The organism is Blautia sp. HCP3S3_C12 (assembly GCF_052064155.1).
Lineage (GTDB): Bacteria > Bacillota > Clostridia > Lachnospirales > Lachnospiraceae > Blautia_A.
In genome coordinates this window covers 55,541-79,763 of record NZ_JBQHWC010000009.1, presented here as the reverse complement: position 1 = coordinate 79,763, position 24,223 = coordinate 55,541, and the positions used below count along the sequence as shown (strand labels likewise).

Sequence of the window (24,223 nt, the reverse complement as noted above, 5' to 3'; positions counted from 1 at the left end):
TGGATGAAATTTCAGGTGTCACAGAGGATGATGCTACGGGGGTGTTTGAGAAATGATTATTATTGGTGAGAAAATTAACGGTTCTATCCCGATTGTTGCAGAAGCAATTGCGAAAAGAGACTCTGAATTTATCAAGGCAAGAGCAAAGCTTCAGGCAGAAAGCGGAGCTACCTTTATTGACTGTTGTGCTTCTGTTCCGGAAGCGGAAGAAGTGGAAACATTGAAATGGATGATCGACTGTATACAGGAGGTTACAGATCTCCCGATTTCTATTGATAGCCCGAGTCCGGATGTTCTGGCACAGGCTTATAAATTCTGCAAAAAACCCGGAATCTTTAACTCTGTATCAGGAGAGGGACATAAAATCGATACGATCTTCCCGATTATGGCGGAACCTGGAAATGAGGGCTGGCAGGTAATCGCGCTGCTTAGTGATAATACAGGAATTCCCAAGTGCGCAGCGGATCGTCTGAAGGTTTTTGATAAGATTATGGCAAAAGCAAAGGAATACGGAATTGCTCCTGACAGGATTCATATTGATCCTCTGGTTGAGATGCTCTGTACTTCTGAGGATGGTATTGATACAAATATTGAAACGATCACAAGTGTTCGGAAACAGTATCCAACCATTCATATTACAGCTGCGATCAGTAATATTTCCTTTAATTTGCCGGTTCGTAAGCTGATCAATTATGGCTTTCTGGTACTTGCAATGAATGCAGGTCTGGACAGCGGTATTATGGATCCTACAAATAAGGATATGCTGGGACTTGTTTATGCAACAGAAGCATTACTTGGTCTGGATGATTATTGTATGGAATATATAGGAGCTTACAGAGAAGGCTTAATTGGTACAGAAAAGAAGAAATAAGCTGAATCTGCAGAAACTGTGTAAATGAATGAAATGGTTAGAATCTGAACTTAAGAAATAACAGGAGGTTTTGATTATGTCTAAAATAAATGAAGTTGCGGAATTAGTTGAAAAAGGAAAAGCAAAATTAGTAGGTGCGGCTGTACAGGAAGCCATTGATGAAGGTGATGATCCGGTTGCGATCCTGAATGATGGTATGATCAGCGCAATGTCCATAGTTGGTGAGAAATTTAAAAACGGTGAGATTTTTGTTCCGGAAATGCTGGTTGCAGCACGTGCAATGAAAAAAGGCGTTGATGTTCTGAAACCACATCTGGCATCCGGCTCTACAGGAGCACTTGGAAAGGTGATCATTGCCACTGTTTCCGGTGACCTTCATGATATCGGCAAGAACCTGGTTGCCATGATGATCGAAAGTGCCGGATTTGAAGTGATCGACCTGGGCGTTGATGTTCCGGCTGCCAAGATCATTGAGTGTTATAAAGAGAATCCGGATGTTAAGATCATTGCTCTTTCAGCTCTGCTGACAACTACTATGCCGGCACTGAAGGAGACCGTTGAGGCATTAAATACAGCTGATTTCAGAGGAAATATTAAGGTTATGGTTGGCGGTGCACCAATCACAGAGGCCTTTGCTGAGGAGATTGGGGCAGATGGTTATTCAGATGATGCGGCTAGTGCGGCTTCACTGGCTAAAAAGTTGGTGGCCTGATCTGATTGCTTTGTGCAGGTATAGATATAACATGAAAACATAATGGGGGAGGGACTGCTCTGTGGAGTGGTCCTTTCCTGTATTTTGGAATTTTTTAGAACGTGTTATAATGGAAAAGGGACGCTCAGAAAAATATTTTATTTCATGTGCGGTTTCGGGGGCTAAGATATTCTAAGCCCTCAGAAATCTGCTAAGGGCATGAGCAGACTTCTCAAACTCGCTCCGTCTCCGACTTCGCTCAGACAGTGATACAGTCTGCTCATAACGCAGATTTCTGAGGACTAAGAATATCTAAGACCCCTGCAAATGCACATGAAATAAAATATTTTTCTGAGCTGGCCGTTGACTGTTGTGATGTTTGGATTGGATATGTGGGAGGTTTTTTTATGGCTTGGGTTAAGTTTGTGCGTGAGGGTGTTGAGATAGAGGTGGAGTATGGGACATCGGTACTGGAAGCGGAGATTCAGGCGGGTCTGAGGCCGGATGCGCCTTGTGGCGGTTTGGGGAAATGTGGGAAGTGTCTGGTTAAGATGAATGGTGAAGTGGTTAAGGCGTGTCAGATGCGGATTGGTGAGGGTGAGACTTGTGTAGTGGAGACATTGGACAGGGCTGGCAATGAGAAGATTTTGACGGATGGATTTAACAGAGAGGTTGTGTTTGAACCGGGACTACGGATGGCTCGGGTTGAGCTGGGGAAGGCGAAAACCGGGGAGAAGCGGTCGGACTGGCAGAGGCTGCTGGATACGCTGGCGGAGACAGATGGTGAGGTTGAGCCGGGGCAGATGGAGGTGGATCTGAAGCTTGCAGGTGAATTGTATGGGATGCGCAGGGATTCTGGTGAGTGGTATGTGATTTACAATAGACGGCGAATTCTGGAAATGAGGAAGGAAGCTGGTCAGAGGTGTCTGGCAGCGTTTGATATTGGGACGACTACCATCGCAGGGTATTTGCTGGATGGTGCGGATGGTAGGACTCTGGCAGTTGAGAGCAGGATGAATCCCCAGGCACAGTATGGTGCGGATGTAATCATGAGGGCCAATTATGGGCTGGAGCATGGAACAGAAGCGTTGAGTATGTGTGTTCGGGAAGCGGTTAATGAGATGCTGGGAAGCCTGGCAGAGGATGCAGGGATAAGGAGAGAGGATGTTTTTCAGGTGTGTGTTGTGGGAAATACCTGTATGCATCATCTGTTCCTGGGGATTTCTCCGGCTTCGCTGGTGCATGCACCCTATACTCCGGCTGTGAGTGAGAGGCTGGTGCTGAATGCGGGGGATTACGGTCTGGCTGTGCAGGAGCGTGCAGAGTTGATCTTGCTTCCGGATATTGCAGGATATGTGGGCGCAGATACCTGTGGTTGTCTGCTGGCAATCAGACAGGATCTGAAGGAAGAGGTTTCTCTGATGATCGATATCGGAACGAATGGGGAGATGGTTCTGGGAAACAGGCAGCGGATGGTGACCTGTTCTACTGCGGCCGGACCTGCTTTTGAGGGTGCGAAGATTGAGTGCGGTATGCGTGGCGCGGCTGGGGCTGTGGATCATGTGAAGTATGAGGATGGAAAGTGGAGCTATACAACTGTTGGAAATAAGCCAGCGGTTGGTTTATGTGGTTCGGGATTGATCGATCTGGTGGCAGGGCTTCTGGATGCTGGAATGCTGGATGAGAATGGTATGCTGAGCGGCGGGCAGGAGAAGCAAGGTGTGTTTATTCTGGTACCCCCGGAGCAGGCCGGAAACGAGAGAGGGGTTTATCTGACTCAGAAAGATATCGGAGAGGTTCAGCTTGCGAAAGCTGCCATTGCAGCGGGAATCCGGATGCTTATGGAGAGACTTGGGATTACAGAAGATGACATCAGTTCGGTATATATTGCAGGTGCTTTTGGCAACTATATGGATCCGGTCAGTGCAGGGAAAATTGGCTTGCTTCCGGCCACGCTTGTGAAGAAAGTGAAGCCAGTGGGAAATGCTGCTGGTGAGGGTGCGAAAATCGCACTTGTAAATGAGAAGGAAATGCTGGAGATGGATGAGCTGGTGAGAAAGATTGAATTTGTGGAGCTGGCTGCATCGGCTGATTTTCAGGATTATTTTATTGATGAGCTGGGCTTTGAGACAGGTGAATGATTTTATCCGCCTGACACGAATTGATATAGATTATACAAGAGATTAGCAAGGGGGATTGTAATATGGACATCAGAAAATTAGAGCAAATGGGAATGGAGCAGGGCTTTTCCCATGTGGTGCTGCTGGATTGTGACACCATTGAATTGAAGCCGGAGGTGCGGCAGATGTGTGCCTCAGGCAGTTGCCATAAATATGATAAATGCTGGAGCTGTCCTCCGGGCTGCGGTTCGCTGGAGGAATGTGAGGCCAGGGTCCGGCAGTATAAAAATGGTATTATTGTTCAGACGGTTGGAGAATTGGAGGATGCCCTGGATGGCGAAGGCATGATGGAAACAGAGGCCAGACATAAAAACTATTTTTCAGAGTTTGAGAAGAAATTGAGGGAAATATATCCGGATATGTTGGCGATCGGTGCGGGATGCTGTACCAAATGTAAGGTCTGTACCTATCCGGATGCTCCCTGCAGATTTCCAAAGCAGGCTTTTTCATCTATGGAAGCCTATGGAATGCTGGTGACCCAGGTATGCCAGGCAAATGGGCTGAAATATTACTACGGAGATTGTACTATTTCCTACACCAGCTGCTATCTTCTGGAATAGAGGAACAGTGTAAAGGAACAGCCACATTCTTACCGAATCAAGTAAGTCCCCTGCTTCAATTGCGAAAAGAAATAAGCAGCGGATTGCGAATATCCGCTTGACTTGTAAAAAGCAGGTGGCTGTGATAAAATTAGAGAAAATCCTTCGCCGCGGGGCGGAGGTGTTTTTGCAAGAAGAATTAGAGGCAGGCTTGATCATATGACAATACTTGAGCAGATACAAAATGCCATCGAGGAGGGGAATCCGGGTGAAACAGAGAAGCTGGTTCGCCAGGCGGTGAATCAGCATATTTCTGCAGCCCGGATTGTGGAGGAAGCTATGACTCCGGCAATGAGAATAGTGGGAGAAAATTACAGATCCAAGGGTGCAGACATTATCCGGATACTTGCTGCAGCCCGGAGCGTGCGTAAGGGCTTTGAACTTCTGGAAGAGCAGGATGGGCAGCTTAACAGGAGAAATATGGGAACTGTAATACTGGGAACTGTGGAGGGAGACCTTCACGATGTGGGCAAGAATCTGGTGGCTGTTATGTTTCGCAGCGCAGGCTTTAAGGTGATCGATCTGGGAGTAGATATTTCCGAAAAACAGTTTCTGCGTGCTGTGAAGGAGAATCCGGATGTGTCCATCGTCTGTATTTCCTCTCTGCTGAGTACCTCCATCCCGGAAATGGAACAGGTGGTGAAATCTCTGAAACGCAGTAAAGATCAGCGTAAATTTAAAATTATGGTCGGAGGCGGTGCAGTAACCAGGCAGCTGGCAAAGGATATGGGAGCGGATGCCTATACGGAAAACTGCATTGAGGCAGTGGAGGTTGCCAAAACGTTTGTTGTGTAAGGAGGATGGAGGCTTGCGGCTCTCATCAGTTTACTTGTACGAAAAAATAAAGGAAAAATATAAAATTCTAAAAAAGGGAAATTTATCCGGCACAGACGGATATTTGCGCCCTTTTTTGTATTTGGAGAAAAAAATTGTTCAAAAGAAACATGTATATCTGATCCAGGGAGAGCATATTGCTGACCTGGTGCAAAGGGCATCAGATACAGAGGAAACATTCTGGATCATAAGCAGAAAAGCCGACACTGAAAGGCTGCAGATATCTAATGAACTTCCGGATACCTTGGTATACATGGAAATAGTCCTGGAAGGAATGGAAGAAATTTATGGATTTATGAATGATCTTCAGGAAATCTTTGATGCTGCAGATGAGTGGGAGCGGAAAATCCACAATCTGATGGTAGAACATGCAGGGATGGAGTCACTTTTGAAGGTAACTTCGGAATTTCTGCAAAACTCTCTTGCTGTAAAGGGATTGGATTTTGCGTCATCATCGGAAGCCGGAGGAGAAGATCTGTCGTCAAAAATGTATACAGAGCACTGGGATCATACCAGTGGGTGCCGTTCTATCAGTAGAAATCTTCTGGTAGATGAAAAAGTAACACACAAGCTGATCCTGACAGAAACCCAGACGGAGATCACCCAGGGAGTTTTCTGTGTGCTGGATATTCTCACAGATAAGCTGGAGTTTCTGCTGGCTCAGGAAGAGGAGACAAATCCGGATGAGGATATGGAACAGATTTTTATCCGGCTTCTCTCGGACCGTACAGCAGACTATATGCGGGTCAGCAGACAGCTTGGTGAACTGGGATGGGGCGGAAATCATGAATACATGTGCCTGGTTTTGCAGATTACTTATCTGAATCAGCAGAATCTTTCCACAAAGGCTGTTTTTCGTTATATTAAGAAGAAGTTTGAAGATTCTGTATGCTTTCTGTATCAGGATGAGATCGTAGTGTTTTTTAACCTTACCAGACTGGGGATGGATCAGGAGGAAATTTCCGGTAAACTGATCTATTTTATCAGAGATACCTATCTGAAGGCTGGCTACAGCAGAGTGATGACCGGACATATGAATCTGCGGAGACAGTATATACAGGCGAAAACAGCCCTGGATGTAGGCAGCCGTAAAAAGCCATATCTGTGGATCCATTATTTTAATCAGGTAGCCTTGACCTATATTCTGGAACAGACTACCAGGAGACTACCGGGAAATATGATCTGCCATGAAGGGCTTCTGGATTTAAAGGAACAGGATGAAAAAAATCAGACCCAGTATCTGGAAACTCTTCGGGTATATCTGGAACAGCATCTCAGTGCCACCCAGGCTGCCCGGGAGTTGTTTATACACAGGAGCACCTTTCTCTACAGACTGGACAGGATCAGGGAAATCCTTCAGTCGGATTTGGATGACCCGGAGGAGATTTTCTATCTGGAGCTGTCCTTCAGGCTGCTGGAACAGGAAAATGAAAAGGAATAGGATTGTCTTACATGGGTTCTGGTAATTTGTATTGCTGATTTGAACAAATTATGGTATAGTGAAGATATCTTATGTAATATACACAAAAAATAATAAAAAATAAGGGCAGGAGTGGTAAAAATGTATCAGGAAGAATACAAACGCTGGTTGGCAGCAGATCTGCAGGATGCGGATCTTAATCCGGAATTATCCAAAATCGAAGGAAATGACGAAGAGATCAAGGATCGTTTCGCAGTAGCACTGAAATTCGGAACAGCTGGACTTCGTGGAGTTCTTGGAGCAGGCACCAACCGTATGAATATTTATGTAGTCCGCCAGGCAACACAGGGACTTGCAAACTGGGTAAAAACACAGGGCGGCAATCAGACAGTAGCCATCAGCTATGACAGCCGTCTCAAAAGTGATGTATTTGCAAAAACAGCAGCAGGCGTACTGGCAGCAAATGATATCAATGTCAGAATCTATGACGCACTGATGCCTGTACCTGCACTTTCCTTTGCAACACGCTACTATGACTGCAATGCAGGTATTATGGTAACAGCATCCCACAATCCGGCTAAGTACAACGGATACAAAGCATACGGTCCTGACGGATGCCAGATGACAGACGATGCAGCTGCCATTGTATATGAAGAGATCCAGAAAACAGACGTACTTACAGGTGCCAAATATATGTCCTTCGCAGAAGGCGTAGAACAGGGAAAGATCCGTTTTGTAGGAGATGACTGCAAGCAGGCGCTCTATGAAGCTATTGAATCCCGTCAGGTTCGTCCGGGTCTCTGCAAGACAGCGGGACTGAAACTGGTTTACAGCCCGTTAAACGGATCAGGACTTGTACCTGTAACTCAGGTATTAAAAGATATCGGAATCACAGATATCACCATCGTTCCGGAACAGGAATATCCTAACGGATACTTCACAACCTGCAGCTATCCGAACCCGGAAATCTTTGCAGCTCTGGAGCTTGGATTAAATCTTGCAAAAGAAACAGGTGCAGACTTAATGCTTGCAACTGACCCGGATGCAGACCGTGTTGGTATTGCAATGAAATGCCCGGATGGTTCCTATGAGCTGGTAACAGGTAATGAGGTAGGTGTACTCCTTCTTGATTATATCTGTGCAGGCCGTATCGAAAAAGGTACAATGCCAAAGAATCCGGTAGCAGTGAAATCCATTGTTTCCACACCACTTGCAGATGCAGTGGCAGAGCACTATGGAGTAGAACTCAGAAGCGTACTTACAGGATTCAAGTGGATCGGCGATCAGATCGCACAGCTTGAAGCAGCAGATGAAGTAGACAGATTTATCTTCGGATTTGAAGAGAGCTACGGATATCTTGCAGGACCATATGTACGTGACAAGGATGCTGTCATCGGATCTATGCTGATCTGTGAAATGGCTGCATATTACAGAAGCATCGGAAGTTCCCTGAAACAGAGAATGGAAGAGATTTATGCACAGTACGGACGTTACCTGAACAAAGTAGACAGCTTTGAATTCCCGGGATTAAGCGGAATGGACAAGATGTCAGCTCTGATGCAGGGACTTCGTGACAAACCTCTCACAGAGATCGCAGGTCATGCCATCGTAAAAGTAACAGATTATCAGAAACCGGAAGAAACAGGACTTCCTGCAGCAAATGTATTGATCTACAAGCTGGATAACGGTGAGACAGTAGTTGTACGTCCATCCGGAACAGAGCCAAAGATCAAGATCTATTACACAACTCTCGGCAAAAACCTGGAAGAGGCAGAAGCTGAGAAAGAGAAGCTTGCAGAAGCATTAAAACCGATCATGGCATAAGTGAATAAAAATAAAGAAAACGAGAAGGCTGTGCTCATATGGGCATGGCTTTCTTTTTGGCCTCAGGGAGAGCGGATCCCGCAGATTGTTTTTGACTTCACTAACAGGTTTTGCTAAAATGTGGGATAGCAACACCGGAAATGACAGGAGCGTTAGGAGCTGCTTTGGGTCGGCGCAATTATTATTAATTTTTATAAAGGAAAAGAGGAAAAAATGAGCGAGAATAAAGAAGAAATAAAAACAGAAATTTCTACAGACAATACAGCATCAGAATACGAAGTGATCAATATCCCCATCTCTGATGGAACAGAACGGGAATTTGCCATTATGGATACCTTTGAAGTGGAAGGTCAGAGCTATATGGCAGTATCTCTGATCGAAGGGGATGAGATTCAGGAGGGTGTTTATATTTACCGTTACCAGAATGCAGAAGACGGAGATGTGATCGTGGAGAAGATCACTGCACCTGCAGAGTATAAGAAAGTTTCCAAAGCATATGAACAGATGTAGTTACTGAGAACAAAGGGAACAGTAACCGGATGAAAGAGATTTCTGAAAAAATGTGATGGTATGAATTTCATAATTGACAGACATGTGATATGATAAATAAACAATAAGATTGAGATCATAATTAGCAGGAGGGAACGACAGATGGAAAAATCAACAGTTTATTTTACGGATTTTAGATGCCCGGTTGGCACCAGCCAGATTGACAAGCTGAAAAAGCTTTGTATTGCAGCCGGAATCAGGAATATTGATATGGAAGGCAAGTTTGTAGCGATCAAGATGCATTTTGGTGAGCTGGGAAATCTGGCTTTCCTTCGTCCGAACTATGCAAAGGCAGTGGCAGATCTGTGCAAAGAGCAGGGCGGACTGCCCTTTCTGACAGACTGCAATACTCTGTATCCAGGCAGCAGAAAAAATGCACTGGAGCATCTGGACTGTGCAAATCTGAATGGCTTTAATACAATTACAACAGGCTGCCAGATCATTATCGGTGATGGACTTCGCGGAACAGACGAGGTAGAGGTGCCGGTGGCAAACGGAGAATACTGTGAGACAGCCCTGATTGGGCGTGCCATTATGGATGCGGATATTTTTATCAGCCTTACACACTTCAAGGGACATGAGGCTACCGGATTTGGCGGAACCATCAAGAATATCGGAATGGGCTGCGGAAGCCGTGCAGGAAAAATGAAACAGCATGCCAGCGGTAAACCGGCTATCAATGAAGACCTTTGCCGAGGATGCCGCCGCTGCGCAAAGGAATGCGGAAGTGATGCCATTACATATCAGGATAAGAAGGCAGTGATCGATTACGATAAGTGCAAAGGCTGCGGACGCTGTATCGGTGCATGTAATTATGATGCAGTTTATAATCCTAACAGTGATGCCAATGAGCTTCTGGACAGAAAAATGGCAGAATATGCACAGGCAGTCTGTCATGACCGTCCGTGCTTCCATATTTCACTGGTACAGGATGTGAGCCCCAACTGTGACTGCCATGGAGAAAATGATGCACCAATCCTTCCTAATATCGGAATGTTTGCAAGTTTTGACCCTATTGCATTGGATCAGGCCTGTGCAGATGCCTGTCTGAAGGCAAAACCACTGGATAACAGTCAGCTTGGAGATCATCTGGCAGAGCCGGGATGGCACTGTCACCACGACCACTTCAAGGACTCCAATCCTAATATTGAGTGGAAAGCAACCCTGGATCAGGGAGAAAAAATTGGCCTTGGAAGCCGCGAATATGAATTGAAAATTTTAAAATAAAAATCTTAAAATAAAGAACTTAAAAAAAAGCCAGGATTAACAACAGATGATCCGGAAAGAGAGTGATTATGGAAAAAAGAAAAATCATTATGGATTGCGACCCCGGTGTAGATGATGCTATAGCGCTGGCCTATGCAGCTGCCCATCCGGAAGCCTTTGAGCTTCTGGCAGTAACCTCTGTAACAGGAAATCAGACAATAGATAAGGTGACAAGGAATGCACTGGATCTGGTATCCCTTTACAGGCTTTCTATTCCTGTGGCAAGAGGAGCAGAAACTCCCCTGCTGAGAGATCCGCAGCCGGCATCTGACTATCATGGTGCCAATGGTCTGGGAAACGTGGAAATCCCCAGATCTCAGGAGGATGTAGTAGAGGAAAGTGCAGCCTTTTTTATGAAAAAGCTTATTTCAGAGCTTCCTGAAGGCGAGAATATCACACTGATCTGTACAGCACCTCTCACCAATGTAGCATTACTTCTCAAGGTATTCCCCGAGGTAAAGGAGAAAATCCAGGAGATTCTGCTTATGGGTGGAGCTGTAGCAGGAGGAAATGTAACTGCTTCTGCAGAGTTCAATATTTATGAAGACCCGGAATCTGCCAGAATCGTATTCCGTTCAGGAATCCCTGTGGTAATGTGCGGTCTGGATGCTACTGAGAAATGTGCACTGACAGCTTCCCAGGTAGAGAAAATGTGCCAGTCCAATAACAGGATCGCCAGATTCTGCGGGGATATGGCAGGCTATAGTCTGGCAAACGGCAACAAATACAGAGGAAAGGTAAGCATTCATGATGCTGTGCCTTTTATGTATCTGACCCATCCGGAGCTTTTTGTGGCAAAGAAGGCAGTGCTGGATGTGGAATGCTCTGACTGTGCATCCAGAGGCAGAACCATCTGTGACTTCCGCTGGTGGCAGCATGAGGAAAGTGAAGAGAATGTGGTACTCATGGATGCAGACGGAGCCAGATTCCAGGAATATCTGATAGAGGCTATTTATGAGTTAGGAGAGAAGCTGCAGTGAAAAAACTGCAGGGAATGATTGCATGAATTATATTGTCTTTGATCTGGAATGGAACCAGAGTCCTGATGGAAAGAAAAACCGCAATGAAAAGCTGCCCTTTGAGATCATAGAGATCGGGGCAGTGAAGGTAAACAGCAAAAAGGAAATCACAGACAGCTTTCATCGTCTGATCCGGCCTCAGGTATATAACAGGATCCACAGCAGCATCCATGAGGTGATCCATATGGATTACAGAGATCTGCTGGACGGGGTATCCTTTGAGCAGGCAGCAGGAGAATTCCTGGAGTGGTGCGGTAGGGACTGGTATTTCTTTACCTGGGGAAATCAGGATGTGATGGAACTTCAGAGAAATATGAAATTTTATAAAATGCTGGATCAGCTTCCCGGGCCTGTAACCTATTATGATGTACAGAAGCTTTACAGTATTACCTGGGATGACGGGGATTCCCGGTGTGCACTGGAGCATGCCATTGATGAGCTTCGCATTGAGAAGAAATATGGCTTTCACAGAGCACTTGCGGATGCCTACTATACGGCAGAAGTGCTGAAAAGGATCAGCAACATTATGATCATCAACCATCCTTCTCTGGATGTGTATCAGAATCCAAAGAAGAAAAAGGACGAAATCTTTATTTCCTATCCGGATTATGATAAGTATGTATTCAGAGAGTTTGTCGACAGAGAACGGATTATGAAGGACAGAGGCGTGGCCGGCACTCTCTGCCCCATGTGTCACAAACCTGCCAGGCGCAAGATTCGCTGGTTCATGAACAATCCCAGAGTTTATTACAGTGTTTCTGCCTGCGGAGAGCACGGGCTGATCAAGGGAAAAATCCGGATTCATAAGACGGACGAGAACAAATACTTTGCAGTGAAGACTCTGCGGTTTACAGATACAAAAGAAACGGAGGAGCTCCGTGAGAGAAAGGAGCTCCTCCGTCAGAAACGACAATTAAAGAGAAGTCTGGAGAAGGAGATCTGAAAGGATCTCCTTTTCATATTGCATACCGTAGCCAACCATGTGGTCATCCAGATAATATTTACTCTTAATACGCTTAGGGCCTACAGAATTGTTGAGAACCCACTGCTTTTTGGTCAGGGTGCCGGTGTCTGTTCCTGTGGGGACAGTAACATACACATGCCTGATATAATGGAAGAGACTGGTGTTTCCATTGTCTTTCAGCAGATATTTCTCGCAGGGGAGAAATGGAGTTGTCACAGGATCCGGATCCACATTTAAATCTGCTTTTTCAAAATTATTAAATCCGTAATCCAGCAGAGAGGCAGTGTCCGGAAAAGCACCGTTTGTGGAATTAAGGACCACTGCAATGAGGATGGAGTTTCCTCTTTTGGCATAGGTGACCAGGGTATTTCCTGCGTTAGTGGTATATCCGGTCTTGCCGCCCAGGACTCCGTCATAGGCATAGGACTGCCCTGCCAGCATCTTGTGATGGTTCAGCAGATAACGGGTTTCCGGCTGCTTGTTGGTAGGGGGAATCTCGTAGGTCTGGGTGGTGACGAATTTACGGAACAGAGGATTGTACCAGGCTGCCTTGGCAATCTTCATCATGTCACTGGCAGTGGTATAATGCTTCTCATCATGGAGACCATTGGGATTATTAAAATGTGTGTGTTTACAGCCGAGCTGTGCAGCTCTCTGGTTCATCAGCTCAACGAACTTCTTTACAGAACCGCTGGTTTTCTCGGCCAGTGCCAAAGCCATTTCATTGGCAGATTCCAGCATCAGTGCCATCACAGCCTGTTCTACAGTAAAGACCTCCCCGGTTTCTGCATAAATGGTAGAGCTTCCGGCCTCAATGCCGTAGGCAGCAGCCTCGGACATAGTGAGACTGTCATTCATATCCAGATTCTCACAGACCAGCAGTGCAGTCATGATTTTGGTAATACTTGCAGGATATAGCTTATTATCTGCATTTTTGGAATACAGGACAGTGTCTGTGACTGCATCCATAAGAACAGCAGATTCTCCCTCAATATTAGGTCCTGCAGGCCAGCCCTTGATAGAGTCTGTATCTGCAGCCTGGGAGTAGGTGGAGGAATGCTCCGGCACAGCCGTAACCTGTGCAGCTGTATTCTCCGATGCATAAATAATTCCCGGCTGGGAAAAAAGAAGTCCTCCGCAGAGAAGGGCAGACATGCCTTGCTTTATGATTTTATAAAAATTTCCTTTAAACATATGAAGTGTAATCCTTTATCTGATAAATAATGGTGATACGGTTCGTTCCTGACAGCATATTTTACCCCATTATAGCATTATTTACAACGTCTGTGTAAAATTAAATGATAGTATTTTATATAACTATAAATATAAGAAAAAACACTTGACATCCTGAAAAATAAGCCCTTATAATAAACTTTATGGAAACGCTGCGGTTTACCATACCGTGGCCATAATAACCACAAAGACAAAGATGGAGACAGTAACCTGTAGAGGAAAGCAGCAGCGAGCCGGAGATGGTGGGAGTCCGGTGCAAGTAAATGCAGGAGAAGATCACTCCGGAGTTTCAGTTCCCAGGGGCATTGCGCCGTGTAAGAGCTGACGGTAATCCCCGTTAGAGGATGCATGTATCGGCAGTGACGCCCGTACCGTGTAACAGGTGGTATAACGAAAGTAGAGAAACCTTCGTCCTTTTACAAAAAGGGCGATTTTTTTATTATCAGAAGAAATAGGAGGAAACAGCTGTGTACCAGAAAGTTGATACGAATCTTAATTTCGTAGACCGTGAGAAAAAGGTCGAGGAATTCTGGAAAGAGAACCATATCTTTGAGAAAAGTATGGAAAACAGAAAAGAAGGAGAAACCTATACATTCTACGACGGACCGCCTACTGCAAACGGTAAACCGCACATCGGTCATGTACTTACACGTGTAATCAAGGATATGATCCCGAGATACCGTACAATGAAAGGCTACATGGTTCCGCGTAAAGCAGGATGGGATACTCATGGACTTCCGGTAGAGCTGGAAGTAGAGAAGAAACTGGGACTGGATGGCAAGGAACAGATCGAAGAATACGGTATGGAGCCATTTATCAAACAGTGTAAAGAAAGTGTCTGGAAATACAAAGGAATGTGGGAAGATTTCTCATCCACAGTTGGTTTCTGGGCTGATATGGAACACCCATATGTAACTTATTATGATGACTATATTGAATCCGAATGGTGGGCACTGAAAGAAATCTGGAACAAGAAACTTCTGTATAAAGGTTTCAAGATCGTTCCTTACTGTCCACGTTGTGGTACTCCGCTTTCTGCACAGGAAGTATCCCAGGGATACAAAACTGTAAAAGAGCGTTCCGCAGTTGTAAGATTCAAAGTTATCGGTGAAGATGCATACTTCCTTGCATGGACAACAACACCATGGACACTTCCGTCCAACGTTGCACTCTGCGTAAACCCGGATGAGACTTACTGCAAAGTAAAAGCAGCAGACGGATACACATATTACATGGCAGAAGCACTTCTGGACAAAGTCCTCGGCAAACTTGCAAAAGAGGAAGGTGAAAAAGCATACGAAGTTCTGGAAACCTACAAAGGAACAGATCTGGAACACAAAGAGTATGAGCCGCTTTTTGCATGTGCAGGAGAAGCAGCAGCAAAACAGAAAAAGAAAGCTCATTTCGTAACATGTGACACATACGTTACTATGAGCGATGGTACAGGTATCGTTCATATCGCACCTGCATTCGGTGAAGACGACAGCAGAATCGGACGTAACTATGATCTTCCATTTGTACAGTTCGTAGACGGACAGGGTAACCTGACAAAAGAGACTCCATACGCAGGCGTTTTCGTAAAGAAAGCAGACCCTATGGTTCTCACAGACCTGGACAAAGAAGGCAAACTTTTCGATGCTCCGAAATTCGAGCATGAATATCCACACTGCTGGAGATGTGACACACCACTGATCTACTACGCAAGAGAATCCTGGTTTATCAAGATGACAGCAGTCAAAGATGACCTGATCAGAAATAACAATACAATCAACTGGATCCCTGAGAGCATCGGTAAAGGACGTTTCGGCGACTGGCTTGAAAACGTTCAGGACTGGGGTATCAGCCGTAACCGTTACTGGGGAACACCACTGAACATCTGGCAGTGTGAATGCGGACATATGCATTCCATCGGAAGCCGTCAGGAGTTATTCGAGATGAGCGGTGATGAGAGAGCCAAGACAGTAGAGCTTCACCGCCCATACATCGATGAGATCACACTGAAGTGTCTGGAGTGCGGTGGAGAAATGCATCGTGTACCGGAGGTTATTGACTGCTGGTTCGACTCAGGAGCAATGCCTTTCGCACAGCACCACTATCCATTTGAAAACAAAGAATTATTTGAGCAGCAGTTCCCTGCAAACTTTATCTCCGAGGCAGTAGACCAGACTCGTGGATGGTTCTATTCACTCCTTGCAGAATCCACACTGCTCTTCAATAAAGCACCATACAAGAACGTAATCGTTCTGGGACATGTCCAGGATGAGAACGGACAGAAGATGAGTAAGTCCAAAGGAAATGCAGTTGACCCATTCGATGCACTGAACAAATACGGCGCAGATGCCATCCGTTGGTACTTCTACATCAACAGTGCTCCATGGCTTCCGAACCGTTTCCACGGCAAGGCAGTTGTAGAAGGACAGCGTAAATTCATGAGCACACTCTGGAATACTTACGCATTCTTCGTATTATATGCAGATATCGACAACTTCGATCCGACCAAATACAACCTTGAATATGACCAGCTTCCAGTCATGGATAAATGGCTCCTTAGCAGATTAAATACAACTGTTCAGGCAGTAGACAATGATCTGGCAAACTACAAGATTCCGGAAGCAGCAAGAGCACTTCAGGAATTCGTAGATGAGATGAGTAACTGGTATGTAAGAAGAAGCCGTGAACGTTTCTGGGCAAAAGGAATGGAGCAGGATAAGATTAACGCTTACATGACTCTGTACCATGCACTGGTAACAATCGCCAAGACAGCAGCTCCGATGATCCCGTTCATGACAGAAGACATGTACCAGAACCTGGTAAGAAGCGTAGACAAAGATGCTATCGAAAGTATCCACCTCTGCGACTTCCCGACTGTAAACGAAGCATGGATCGACAAAGACCTCGAAGCAGATATGAAAGAACTTCTTGAGATCGTAGTTCTCGGACGTGCATGCAGAAATACAGCAAACATCAAGAACCGTCAGCCGATCGGAACTATGTATGTAAAAGCTGAGAAGAAGATGGACAAATTCTACACAGACATCATCGCAGACGAGCTGAATGTCAAAGAAGTAAAATTTGCAGATGACGTAGAATCCTTTATCTCCTACAGCTTCAAACCACAGCTTCGTACAGTAGGACCGAAATACGGTAAACTCCTCGGCGGAATTAAACAGGCTCTCACAGACATTGACGGAACAGCAGCAATGAACGAACTGAGAACCAACGGTGTCCTGAAACTGGATATCAACGGAAATGATGTAGAACTTACAGAAGAAGACCTTCTTATTGAAACAGCACAGACAGAAGGCTATGTATCTGAATCCGACGGTGAAACATCCGTAGTTCTTGATACAAACCTCACACCTGAACTGATCGAAGAAGGATTCGTCCGCGAGATCATCAGCAAGATCCAGACCATGAGAAAAGAAGCAGGCTTCGAAGTCATGGATAAGATCGTAGTATACGCTCATGGAAACGACAAGATCCAGGAAGTTATGAAAGCACATGAAGATGAGATCAAATCTGAAGTACTTGCAGACGAAATGGTACTTGGCGAGACCGATGGTTATGTGAAAGAGTGGAACATCAACAAAGAAGCAGTAACTATGGGTGTTAAGAAACTGTAATTGACAACATTTGATCAATTATTGACAAGGTACTGATAAGTTACAGGTATTTCACAGGAAATATACTACTTTCGCAATGCACGATAACAAAAAAATGTTATAAAATTCGGCAATTATACACATGACAGACTGTCGAAAAAAGAGTATCATTATCTGTGATAGTCTGATTTCAGAGAGGAAATTGGAGGCGGAGATTCTTTGCCCCCCAATTTCTCTGATATGAGAAAACAGAAGAGTTGACGGAATGAAGAGGTTCACCGGCAATATCCGCAAGGTGTATTGCTGAGAATAAAGTGAACAGTGAAACCATTACGGGAGGTATGAAATGACAAACGAAATGTTCAAGAAAGAGGCATTCAAGAAAAGCGTAAAAGACAACGTAAAATTCCTCTATCGAAAAACAATTGAAGAAGCTACACAGGAGCAGATTTTCCAGGCAGTAAGCTACACAGTAAAAGACGTTATCATCGATAACTGGCTTGAAACACAGAAAGCATACGACGAACAGGATCCAAAGACTGTATACTACATGTCCATGGAATTCCTGATGGGACGTGCCCTTGGAAACAACCTGATCAACCTTTGTGCATATGGCGAAGTAAAAGAAGCTCTTGATGAGCTGGGATTCGACATCAACTGCATCGAAGACCAGGAACCAGACCCGGCTCTTGGAAACGGTGGTCTGGGAAGACTTGCTGCATGCTTCCTTGATTCTCTCGCAACATTAAACTACTCTGCATATGGATGCGGAATCCGTTATCACTACGGAATGTTCAAACAGAAAATCGAGAACGGTTACCAGATCGAAGTACCGGATAACTGGTTAAAGAACGGCTACCCATTCGAACTTCGCCGTCCGGAATATGCCAAAGAAGTACACTTCGGCGGATATGTAAGAGTAGAATACGATCCTGAAAAGGGCGGAAACAAATTCATTCATGAAGGATATCAGGCAGTAAAAGCTATCCCTTATGATATGCCGATCACAGGCTATGATAACGATGTAGTAAACACACTTCGTATCTGGGATGCAGAACCAATCGTAGACTTCGAGTTGGATTCCTTTGACAAAGGTGATTACAAGAAAGCAGTAGAGCAGGAGAACCTTGCCCGCAACATCGTAGAGGTCCTTTACCCGAACGACAACCACTATGCAGGTAAAGAGCTGAGATTGAAACAGCAGTACTTCTTCGTATCTGCAAGTTTACAGGCAGCAATCGATAAATATAAGAAGAAACACAGCGACATTAAGAAATTATATGAGAAAGTAACCTTCCAGATGAACGATACCCATCCAACTGTAGCAGTAGCAGAGTTAATGCGTATCCTCATGGACGAAGAAGGACTTGGCTGGGACGAAGCATGGGAAGTAACAACCAAATCCGTTGCTTACACAAATCATACCATCATGTCCGAAGCACTTGAGAAATGGCCGATCGAGCTCTTCTCCAGACTGCTTCCACGTGTATACCAGATCATCGAAGAAATCAACCGTCGTTTCATTCTCGAAATCCAGGCAAAATACCCGGGAAACTACGAGAAGATCAAAAAGATGGCAATCATCTACGACGGACAGGTTAAGATGGCTCACCTTGCAATCGCAGCAGGCTACTCTGTAAACGGTGTTGCACGCCTTCATACAGAGATCCTGAAGAACCAGGAATTAAAAGACTTCTATGAAATGATGCCACAGAAATTCAACAACAAGACCAACGGTATCACTCAGAGACGTTTCCTGCTTCACGCAAATCCACTCCTTGCAGACTGGATCACAGAGCATATCGGACCGGACTGGATTACAGACCTTCCGCAGTTAAAGAAACTGGCAGTTTACGCAGATGATGACAAAGCACTCCAGGAATTCATGAACATCAAGTTCAAGAATAAAGAGCGTCTGGCTAAATACATCCTTGAGCACAACGGCGTAGAAGTAGATCCGCACTCCATCTTCGATGTACAGGTTAAGAGACTTCACGAGTACAAACGTCAGCTCCTGAACATCCTGCATGTTATCTATCTGTACAACCAGATCAAGATGCATCCGGAAATGGAATTCTATCCAAGAACCTTTATCTTCGGTGCAAAAGCATCTGCAGGTTATGCAACAGCCAAGAAGATCATCAAGCTGATCAACTCCGTGGCAGATGTAGTAAACAACGATGCTTCTATTAATGGAAAGATCAAAGTTGTATTTATTGAAAACTACCGTGTATCCAACGCAGAGATCATCTTTGCGGCAGCAGATGTATCCGAACAGATCTCTACAGCTAGCAAGGAAGCTTCCGGTACAGGTAATATGAAATTTATGCTCAACGGTGCACCTACACTGGGAACCATGGACGGTGCCAACGTAGAGATCGTAGAGGAAGTAGGTGCAGAAAACGCATTTATCTTCGGCTTAAGCTCCGATGAAGTTATCAACTATGAGAACAACGGCGGCTATGATCCAAACGTAATCTACAACACAGACGAAGAAATCCGTCAGGTACTGATGCAGCTCATCAACGGAACCTTCTCCAGCGATACAGAGCTCTTCCGCGACCTGTACGATTCCCTGCTCACCAACAAGAACACAGACAGAGCAGACCGCTACTTCATCCTTGCAGACTTCCGCTCCTACGCAGACGCTCAGAAGCGCGTAGAAGAAGCATACAAAGATGAAAAAGGCTGGGCAAAGAAAGCCCTCCTCAACACCGCCTGCAGCGGCAAATTCACCTCCGACAGAACCATCCAGGAATACGTGGATGATATCTGGCATCTGGATAAGGTGATTGTGAGAAAGAAATAAGCAGATAGAAATACATCATCTTGTGACAATTCCGGAAAACACTCTCAATATGTAACAAATTATGGGGGTATGCAGGAAAAAATCAAGGAAATAAAATGATTCAACACGCAGGAAAATTTAAAAAAATCGTAAAATTCTTAAGCATTACACTTGACAAAAAGTGGTTAAAGCACTATTATTAACCATAACAGACAGATTATGTCTAGGAATCTTTACCCAAAAAGAAAATAGTTATATTAAGGAAAGGGGAACTATAATCATGACAAAGATTAAAAACACAAAGAAGGGCATGGCTAAAAAGACATTAAGTATGTCTCTTGTAGTTGCAATGCTTGCTACTTCTAATGTGCCGGTATGGGCTGCTGAGTTCAGTGACGGTACAGACGCTGCAGTAACTTCTGAAGCAGAAGCACCTGTAGCAGATACAGCAGACGCATTTACAGATGATGCTGAGACAGAAGCACCTGTAGCAGATACTACAGCAGATGCAGAAGCAGCAACAGCTGTATCTGAATCTAAAACAGATATTAAACTTTCTCAGACAGGTTGGACTAATCCTGTAGAGGCAAATGGAGAATTCTACGATAAAGACGGCGACGTAGTCGATGAGTTTTATTACACCTGGTATGTAGATGGTCTTGCTCAGACACCGCAACCTGTTTATACAGATGATGGAACTATTACAGCATATCAGCCAACTGCTGCAGATTTAGGAAGAAAGGTAACATTACGTATTTATTCTGATAAATATGACAATGGATGGACACCCACACTTGGCAATGATTCCTGGGTATACGAAAGTGATCCAGTTACTGTTACAGCAGTAGACTTAAATCGTGAGCAGGCTGCTGGTCGTGCAAGCCTTATCTATTTGGGTGCACCTGGTCATATGGTAACATATAATGGAAAAGATCAGTCACCTGATTCAAAGCAGATTGTAGCAGAATTCACTGGTGCAGATGGCACAAAACTTGATAATTCTGAATTTGATATTACTTCTACCCTCAAAGCAGGCGATAATGGCACAGATGCAGATTCTGTATTCACAATTACAGCAACACCAAAGAATACAAAACTGTATTCCGGAAGCTTAAATTATGATTACAAGATTCAGGTTAAGGAAGCAACAAAGGGTGAATTCAAAGCATCCATGGCTAAGCCAAATACAACATATGAGTATACAGGAAATGTAATCACACCAGCTATTTCTGACGTTAAGGCAACTGCATTATCTACAGCTGTAATCAAATCTGTAGAAGCAGATAGTAAGGATGCAAAAAACTTTACTGTTGATAATAAGACACATAAAGCAAAAGTTACATTGGACAGCGCTCCTAACTATGTAACAAAATCTGTAAGAGACCAGGGCAAACTGACAACATCAGATGGCTATAAAGTTGTCAAGAGAAATCTTGCAAATGTAAACATCCAGATTAGCAGTATCCCATATGATGGAACTGTGTTAACATTCAATGATAAGCGTTTTAACGGAAATATACATTTCTATGATAAAACAACAGGCGAAGAGCTGAACTTGGTAATGGGAGTAGATTACGATGTTCAGGTATTAGACGCTCCGAAAGCCGGAACTAAGACATATGATCTGGAGATTACAGCAGTTGATACCAAAACAAAGAGGGAATATAAAAACACGACTGGCTTCCAGAAAATGTCCTATACTCTTGGCAATGAGACATTTGCTCATGAAGGATATAAATTAACTGATGATGCCAAAACTTATCTTACAACAGCTGCTACTTATACAGGTAAAGAAAGAGTTATTGATAAATCTAAAGTTGTATTTACAAAAAAAGAAGGTGGAAAAACAGTAGCTCTGTCTCCGGAAAATTACGAAGTAGTTGTACAGGGTGTTGATGCCGGAAAGAAAGCCGGAACAGTTATCATCAAAGGTCTGAAGAGCTATGAACACTGTGAAGAAATTTATCACTTTGATATCAATGCAGTAAAAGCAACTGCTAAGACAGCTGAGAAAGTTTCCTATGTAAAGGGATATACAAAAGCTTCCCAGTATGCACCTAAGACTACTGTAACTGCAAAAGTTGATGGTAAGGATGTGACACTGGAAGAAGGAAAAGATTATACCATTTCCTACAAATTCAATACTACTAACATGATTGATGGTATTATCATCACAACTGTACAGATTACAAACAAAAACTATAAGGGAACCGAGTCTGAAGATTCTGTATTTGAGAATATTACTCGTATTTCCAAGAGAGACCTTTCCAAGTGCACAGTAACTGTAGAGCCTAAGTCTTATACTTATACTGGAGCAGTTGTAAAACCAACCCTTAAAGTTATGGATGGAGAAGAACCTTTGACAGAGGGTGTTGATTATGAGATTGTAGGTTACAAGAATGCCAAAGATGTGGGAACAGCAACTGTTATTCTTCAGGGTATTGGTGACAATGCAAACCCAGCAGACGGTATCTACGACAGCACAACAACTCTTTCTGCAACTTATGAGATCACAGCTGCAAATGCTGCTGATATTAAAGTTGAATTTGCGGGTGGAAACACAGGAACAGTATACACAGGAAATGTAATCAAACCTACCATCTACAAGGTAACCTTAAACGGAAATGATGTTTCCAAACAGTTTGATTTCGTATATCCAAACACAAATGTAAACGTTGGAACAGGACATGTAATCCTGAAACCAGTTGCTGGAAATAAGAACTTCACTGGCCAGAAAGATGCTGAATTTAAGATTACTCCAAGAGCACTGGAAGGTGAGCTGAAAGTATATGATGAAAATGGTACTCCATATACAGTTGGTCGCAACGATATTCTGTATGAATATAAAAATGGCGAGAAGAAGAAAGTATACTTTGCTGTAGACGGAAAACCACATACATTTGCAAAAGCTGTATTTACACCTACCGGAGACTATGCTAAATATGTAACAGAAAACGATTATGAAATCGTTTATGTAGATAATACATATGGAAAATCAGAAGAAACTTATGAGGACAGTGAACTTGGCAGAGGTATTGCTCATATTGCGGTAGTTGGTAAAGGTAATTTTACTGGTACACAGAAGGTTACTGATTCTACAGATGCAGTTTACTACACTGTCGAAGGTGCTGATTACAAATTCTATATTAAAAAATATGAAATCATGAAACAGCATGTAACCATCGCTGATGGTGAGTATGCTGCAGGACAGCCGGTAAGACCTAACGTTACTGTAACAGTTGGCGGAAAGACACTTGTTGAAAATCAGGATTACAAGCTTACTTACTCTGCAATTTCAGATCTTACCAACGGAAAGACTATGAAAGTAACTGTTCATGGTATCAACGGATATAAAGGTGAAATTACCGGAACATGGGGCGTTGTAAAGAAAGACATGGCAAATGCACAGGTAGTTCTTGACAAAGCTCAGTACAAGAAAGACGAGAAACCAGCTGTAACTGTATACAACGCAGGCGTTAAAGTAGCAGATACAGAGTACACTGTATCTTATGCAGATGACACTGTAACAGTAACTGCTAACAAGGATTCCAAATACTACACAGGAAGCCAGACAGTTAAGGTTGTACGTGAGGATGAGACAGGAAAGACAATCGGAACACCGGTTATCACAAATATAAGCATCACAGGAAACAAAGCAACTGTAGTACTTGGTGGAGAATCTGCAAATGCAACCGGTTATGACTATGTAATCTCTGCAGACCGTGACTGCATCACAAACAAGAACTATGGAGCAGTAACAAAGAACCAGGTTAAGACAACAGGAAGCTTTGAATATGTTCAGCAGGGTACTTACTATGCATACTGCCATGCTTGGAAACGTGGAGCTGACGGCAAGAAGGTATTCGGCGAGTGGTCTAATGCATTCCCATTCGTAGTATCTGCCATCACACCGTCCCAGCCGGTAATCACAAGTGTAAAAGCAAAAGGATCTACAGTAACAGTAACCTATACACAGGCATCTGATGCTAAGGGTTATGATGTAGTTCTTGGAACAGCAGCTAAGAAGGTGAACGGAGAAATCCGTCCAGTAAACTATGGCACACTGGTTAAGAAGAACGTTAAAGGAAATGTAGTTAAAGTGACATTCAAGAATGTAGAAAAAGGAACCTACTATGCAGGACTCCATGCATTCAACAGAACATCTGACGACGGCAAGAAAGTATTCAGCCGCTGGTCAAATGTAAAAGCTGTAAGAGTAAAATAATCCCTTTGGGTAAATTTATACAGATTCCTAAAAAAAGAACCTCGGTCTATTGACCGGGGTTCTTTTTAGGATATTTGAATAACTAATGCAATTTTTCTGGCAAATGAATAACTATTCTGATAAAATATAAATATGAAACTATGCAGAAATTGCAAAGG

The 24,223-nt window shown here is 44.0% G+C and carries 15 protein-coding genes; 14 read left to right on the top strand and 1 reads right to left on the bottom strand.

The window, feature by feature from the left end:
* Positions 1-52: 52 nt before the first annotated feature.
* From ACTNDS_RS09150 to ACTNDS_RS09100, 11 genes are all read left to right on the top strand, one after another.
* Positions 53-871 (top strand): methyltetrahydrofolate cobalamin methyltransferase, encoded by an 819-nt coding sequence (locus ACTNDS_RS09150; protein ID WP_441035196.1) that lies wholly within the window; start codon positions 53-55, stop codon positions 869-871.
* Between the two features lie 76 nt (positions 872-947).
* Entirely contained in the window at positions 948-1,583 is a 636-nt protein-coding gene (locus ACTNDS_RS09145) for a corrinoid protein (RefSeq protein WP_433844686.1), read from the top strand.
* A 386-nt stretch (positions 1,584-1,969) separates the two neighbouring features.
* Positions 1,970-3,703: an ASKHA domain-containing protein gene (locus ACTNDS_RS09140; protein WP_441035194.1), complete on the top strand. Its 1,734-nt coding sequence runs from the start codon at positions 1,970-1,972 to the stop codon at positions 3,701-3,703.
* 62 nt (positions 3,704-3,765) lie between these two features.
* Entirely contained in the window at positions 3,766-4,302 is a 537-nt protein-coding gene (locus ACTNDS_RS09135) for a DUF2284 domain-containing protein (protein WP_303243374.1), read from the top strand.
* Between the two features lie 198 nt (positions 4,303-4,500).
* Positions 4,501-5,136, top strand: a complete 636-nt coding sequence (locus tag ACTNDS_RS09130; protein ID WP_441035192.1) for a cobalamin B12-binding domain-containing protein — start codon at positions 4,501-4,503, stop codon at positions 5,134-5,136.
* 115 nt (positions 5,137-5,251) lie between these two features.
* A complete protein-coding gene (locus tag ACTNDS_RS09125; protein WP_441035190.1) occupies positions 5,252-6,616 on the top strand; it encodes a PucR family transcriptional regulator in 1,365 nt (454 codons plus the stop codon).
* A gap of 120 nt (positions 6,617-6,736) precedes the next feature.
* On the top strand, positions 6,737-8,419 hold the full coding sequence (locus ACTNDS_RS09120) for a phospho-sugar mutase (RefSeq protein WP_118593302.1): 1,683 nt from the start codon (positions 6,737-6,739) through the stop codon (positions 8,417-8,419).
* A gap of 213 nt (positions 8,420-8,632) precedes the next feature.
* A complete protein-coding gene (locus ACTNDS_RS09115) occupies positions 8,633-8,929 on the top strand; it encodes a DUF1292 domain-containing protein (RefSeq protein ID WP_441035188.1) in 297 nt (98 codons plus the stop codon).
* A gap of 141 nt (positions 8,930-9,070) precedes the next feature.
* Entirely contained in the window at positions 9,071-10,195 is a 1,125-nt protein-coding gene (locus tag ACTNDS_RS09110; protein WP_019160386.1) for a DUF362 domain-containing protein, read from the top strand.
* A gap of 68 nt (positions 10,196-10,263) precedes the next feature.
* On the top strand, positions 10,264-11,214 hold the full coding sequence (locus ACTNDS_RS09105) for a nucleoside hydrolase (RefSeq protein WP_441035186.1): 951 nt from the start codon (positions 10,264-10,266) through the stop codon (positions 11,212-11,214).
* Between the two features lie 22 nt (positions 11,215-11,236).
* Positions 11,237-12,196, top strand: coding sequence for an exonuclease domain-containing protein (locus ACTNDS_RS09100; protein ID WP_441035184.1), 960 nt, complete (start codon positions 11,237-11,239; stop codon positions 12,194-12,196).
* On the opposite strand, the gene ACTNDS_RS09095 is transcribed toward ACTNDS_RS09100, so the two are convergent.
* Positions 12,167-13,411: a D-alanyl-D-alanine carboxypeptidase family protein gene (locus tag ACTNDS_RS09095; protein ID WP_441035182.1), complete on the bottom strand. Its 1,245-nt coding sequence runs from the start codon at positions 13,409-13,411 to the stop codon at positions 12,167-12,169. The two genes, ACTNDS_RS09100 and ACTNDS_RS09095, sit on opposite strands and share 30 nt — an antisense overlap.
* Before the next feature lie 506 nt (positions 13,412-13,917).
* Between ACTNDS_RS09095 and ileS the strand changes: the two genes are divergently transcribed.
* From ileS to ACTNDS_RS09080, 3 genes are all read left to right on the top strand, one after another.
* Positions 13,918-17,073, top strand: a complete 3,156-nt coding sequence (ileS, locus tag ACTNDS_RS09090; RefSeq protein ID WP_441035180.1) for an isoleucine--tRNA ligase — start codon at positions 13,918-13,920, stop codon at positions 17,071-17,073.
* 325 nt (positions 17,074-17,398) lie between these two features.
* Complete coding sequence (locus ACTNDS_RS09085; protein ID WP_441035178.1) at positions 17,399-19,861, top strand: glycogen/starch/alpha-glucan phosphorylase; 2,463 nt, start codon at positions 17,399-17,401, stop codon at positions 19,859-19,861.
* A gap of 259 nt (positions 19,862-20,120) precedes the next feature.
* Positions 20,121-24,065 (top strand): hypothetical protein, encoded by a 3,945-nt coding sequence (locus ACTNDS_RS09080; RefSeq protein WP_441035176.1) that lies wholly within the window; start codon positions 20,121-20,123, stop codon positions 24,063-24,065.
* The last annotated feature ends 158 nt before the right edge of the window (positions 24,066-24,223 follow it).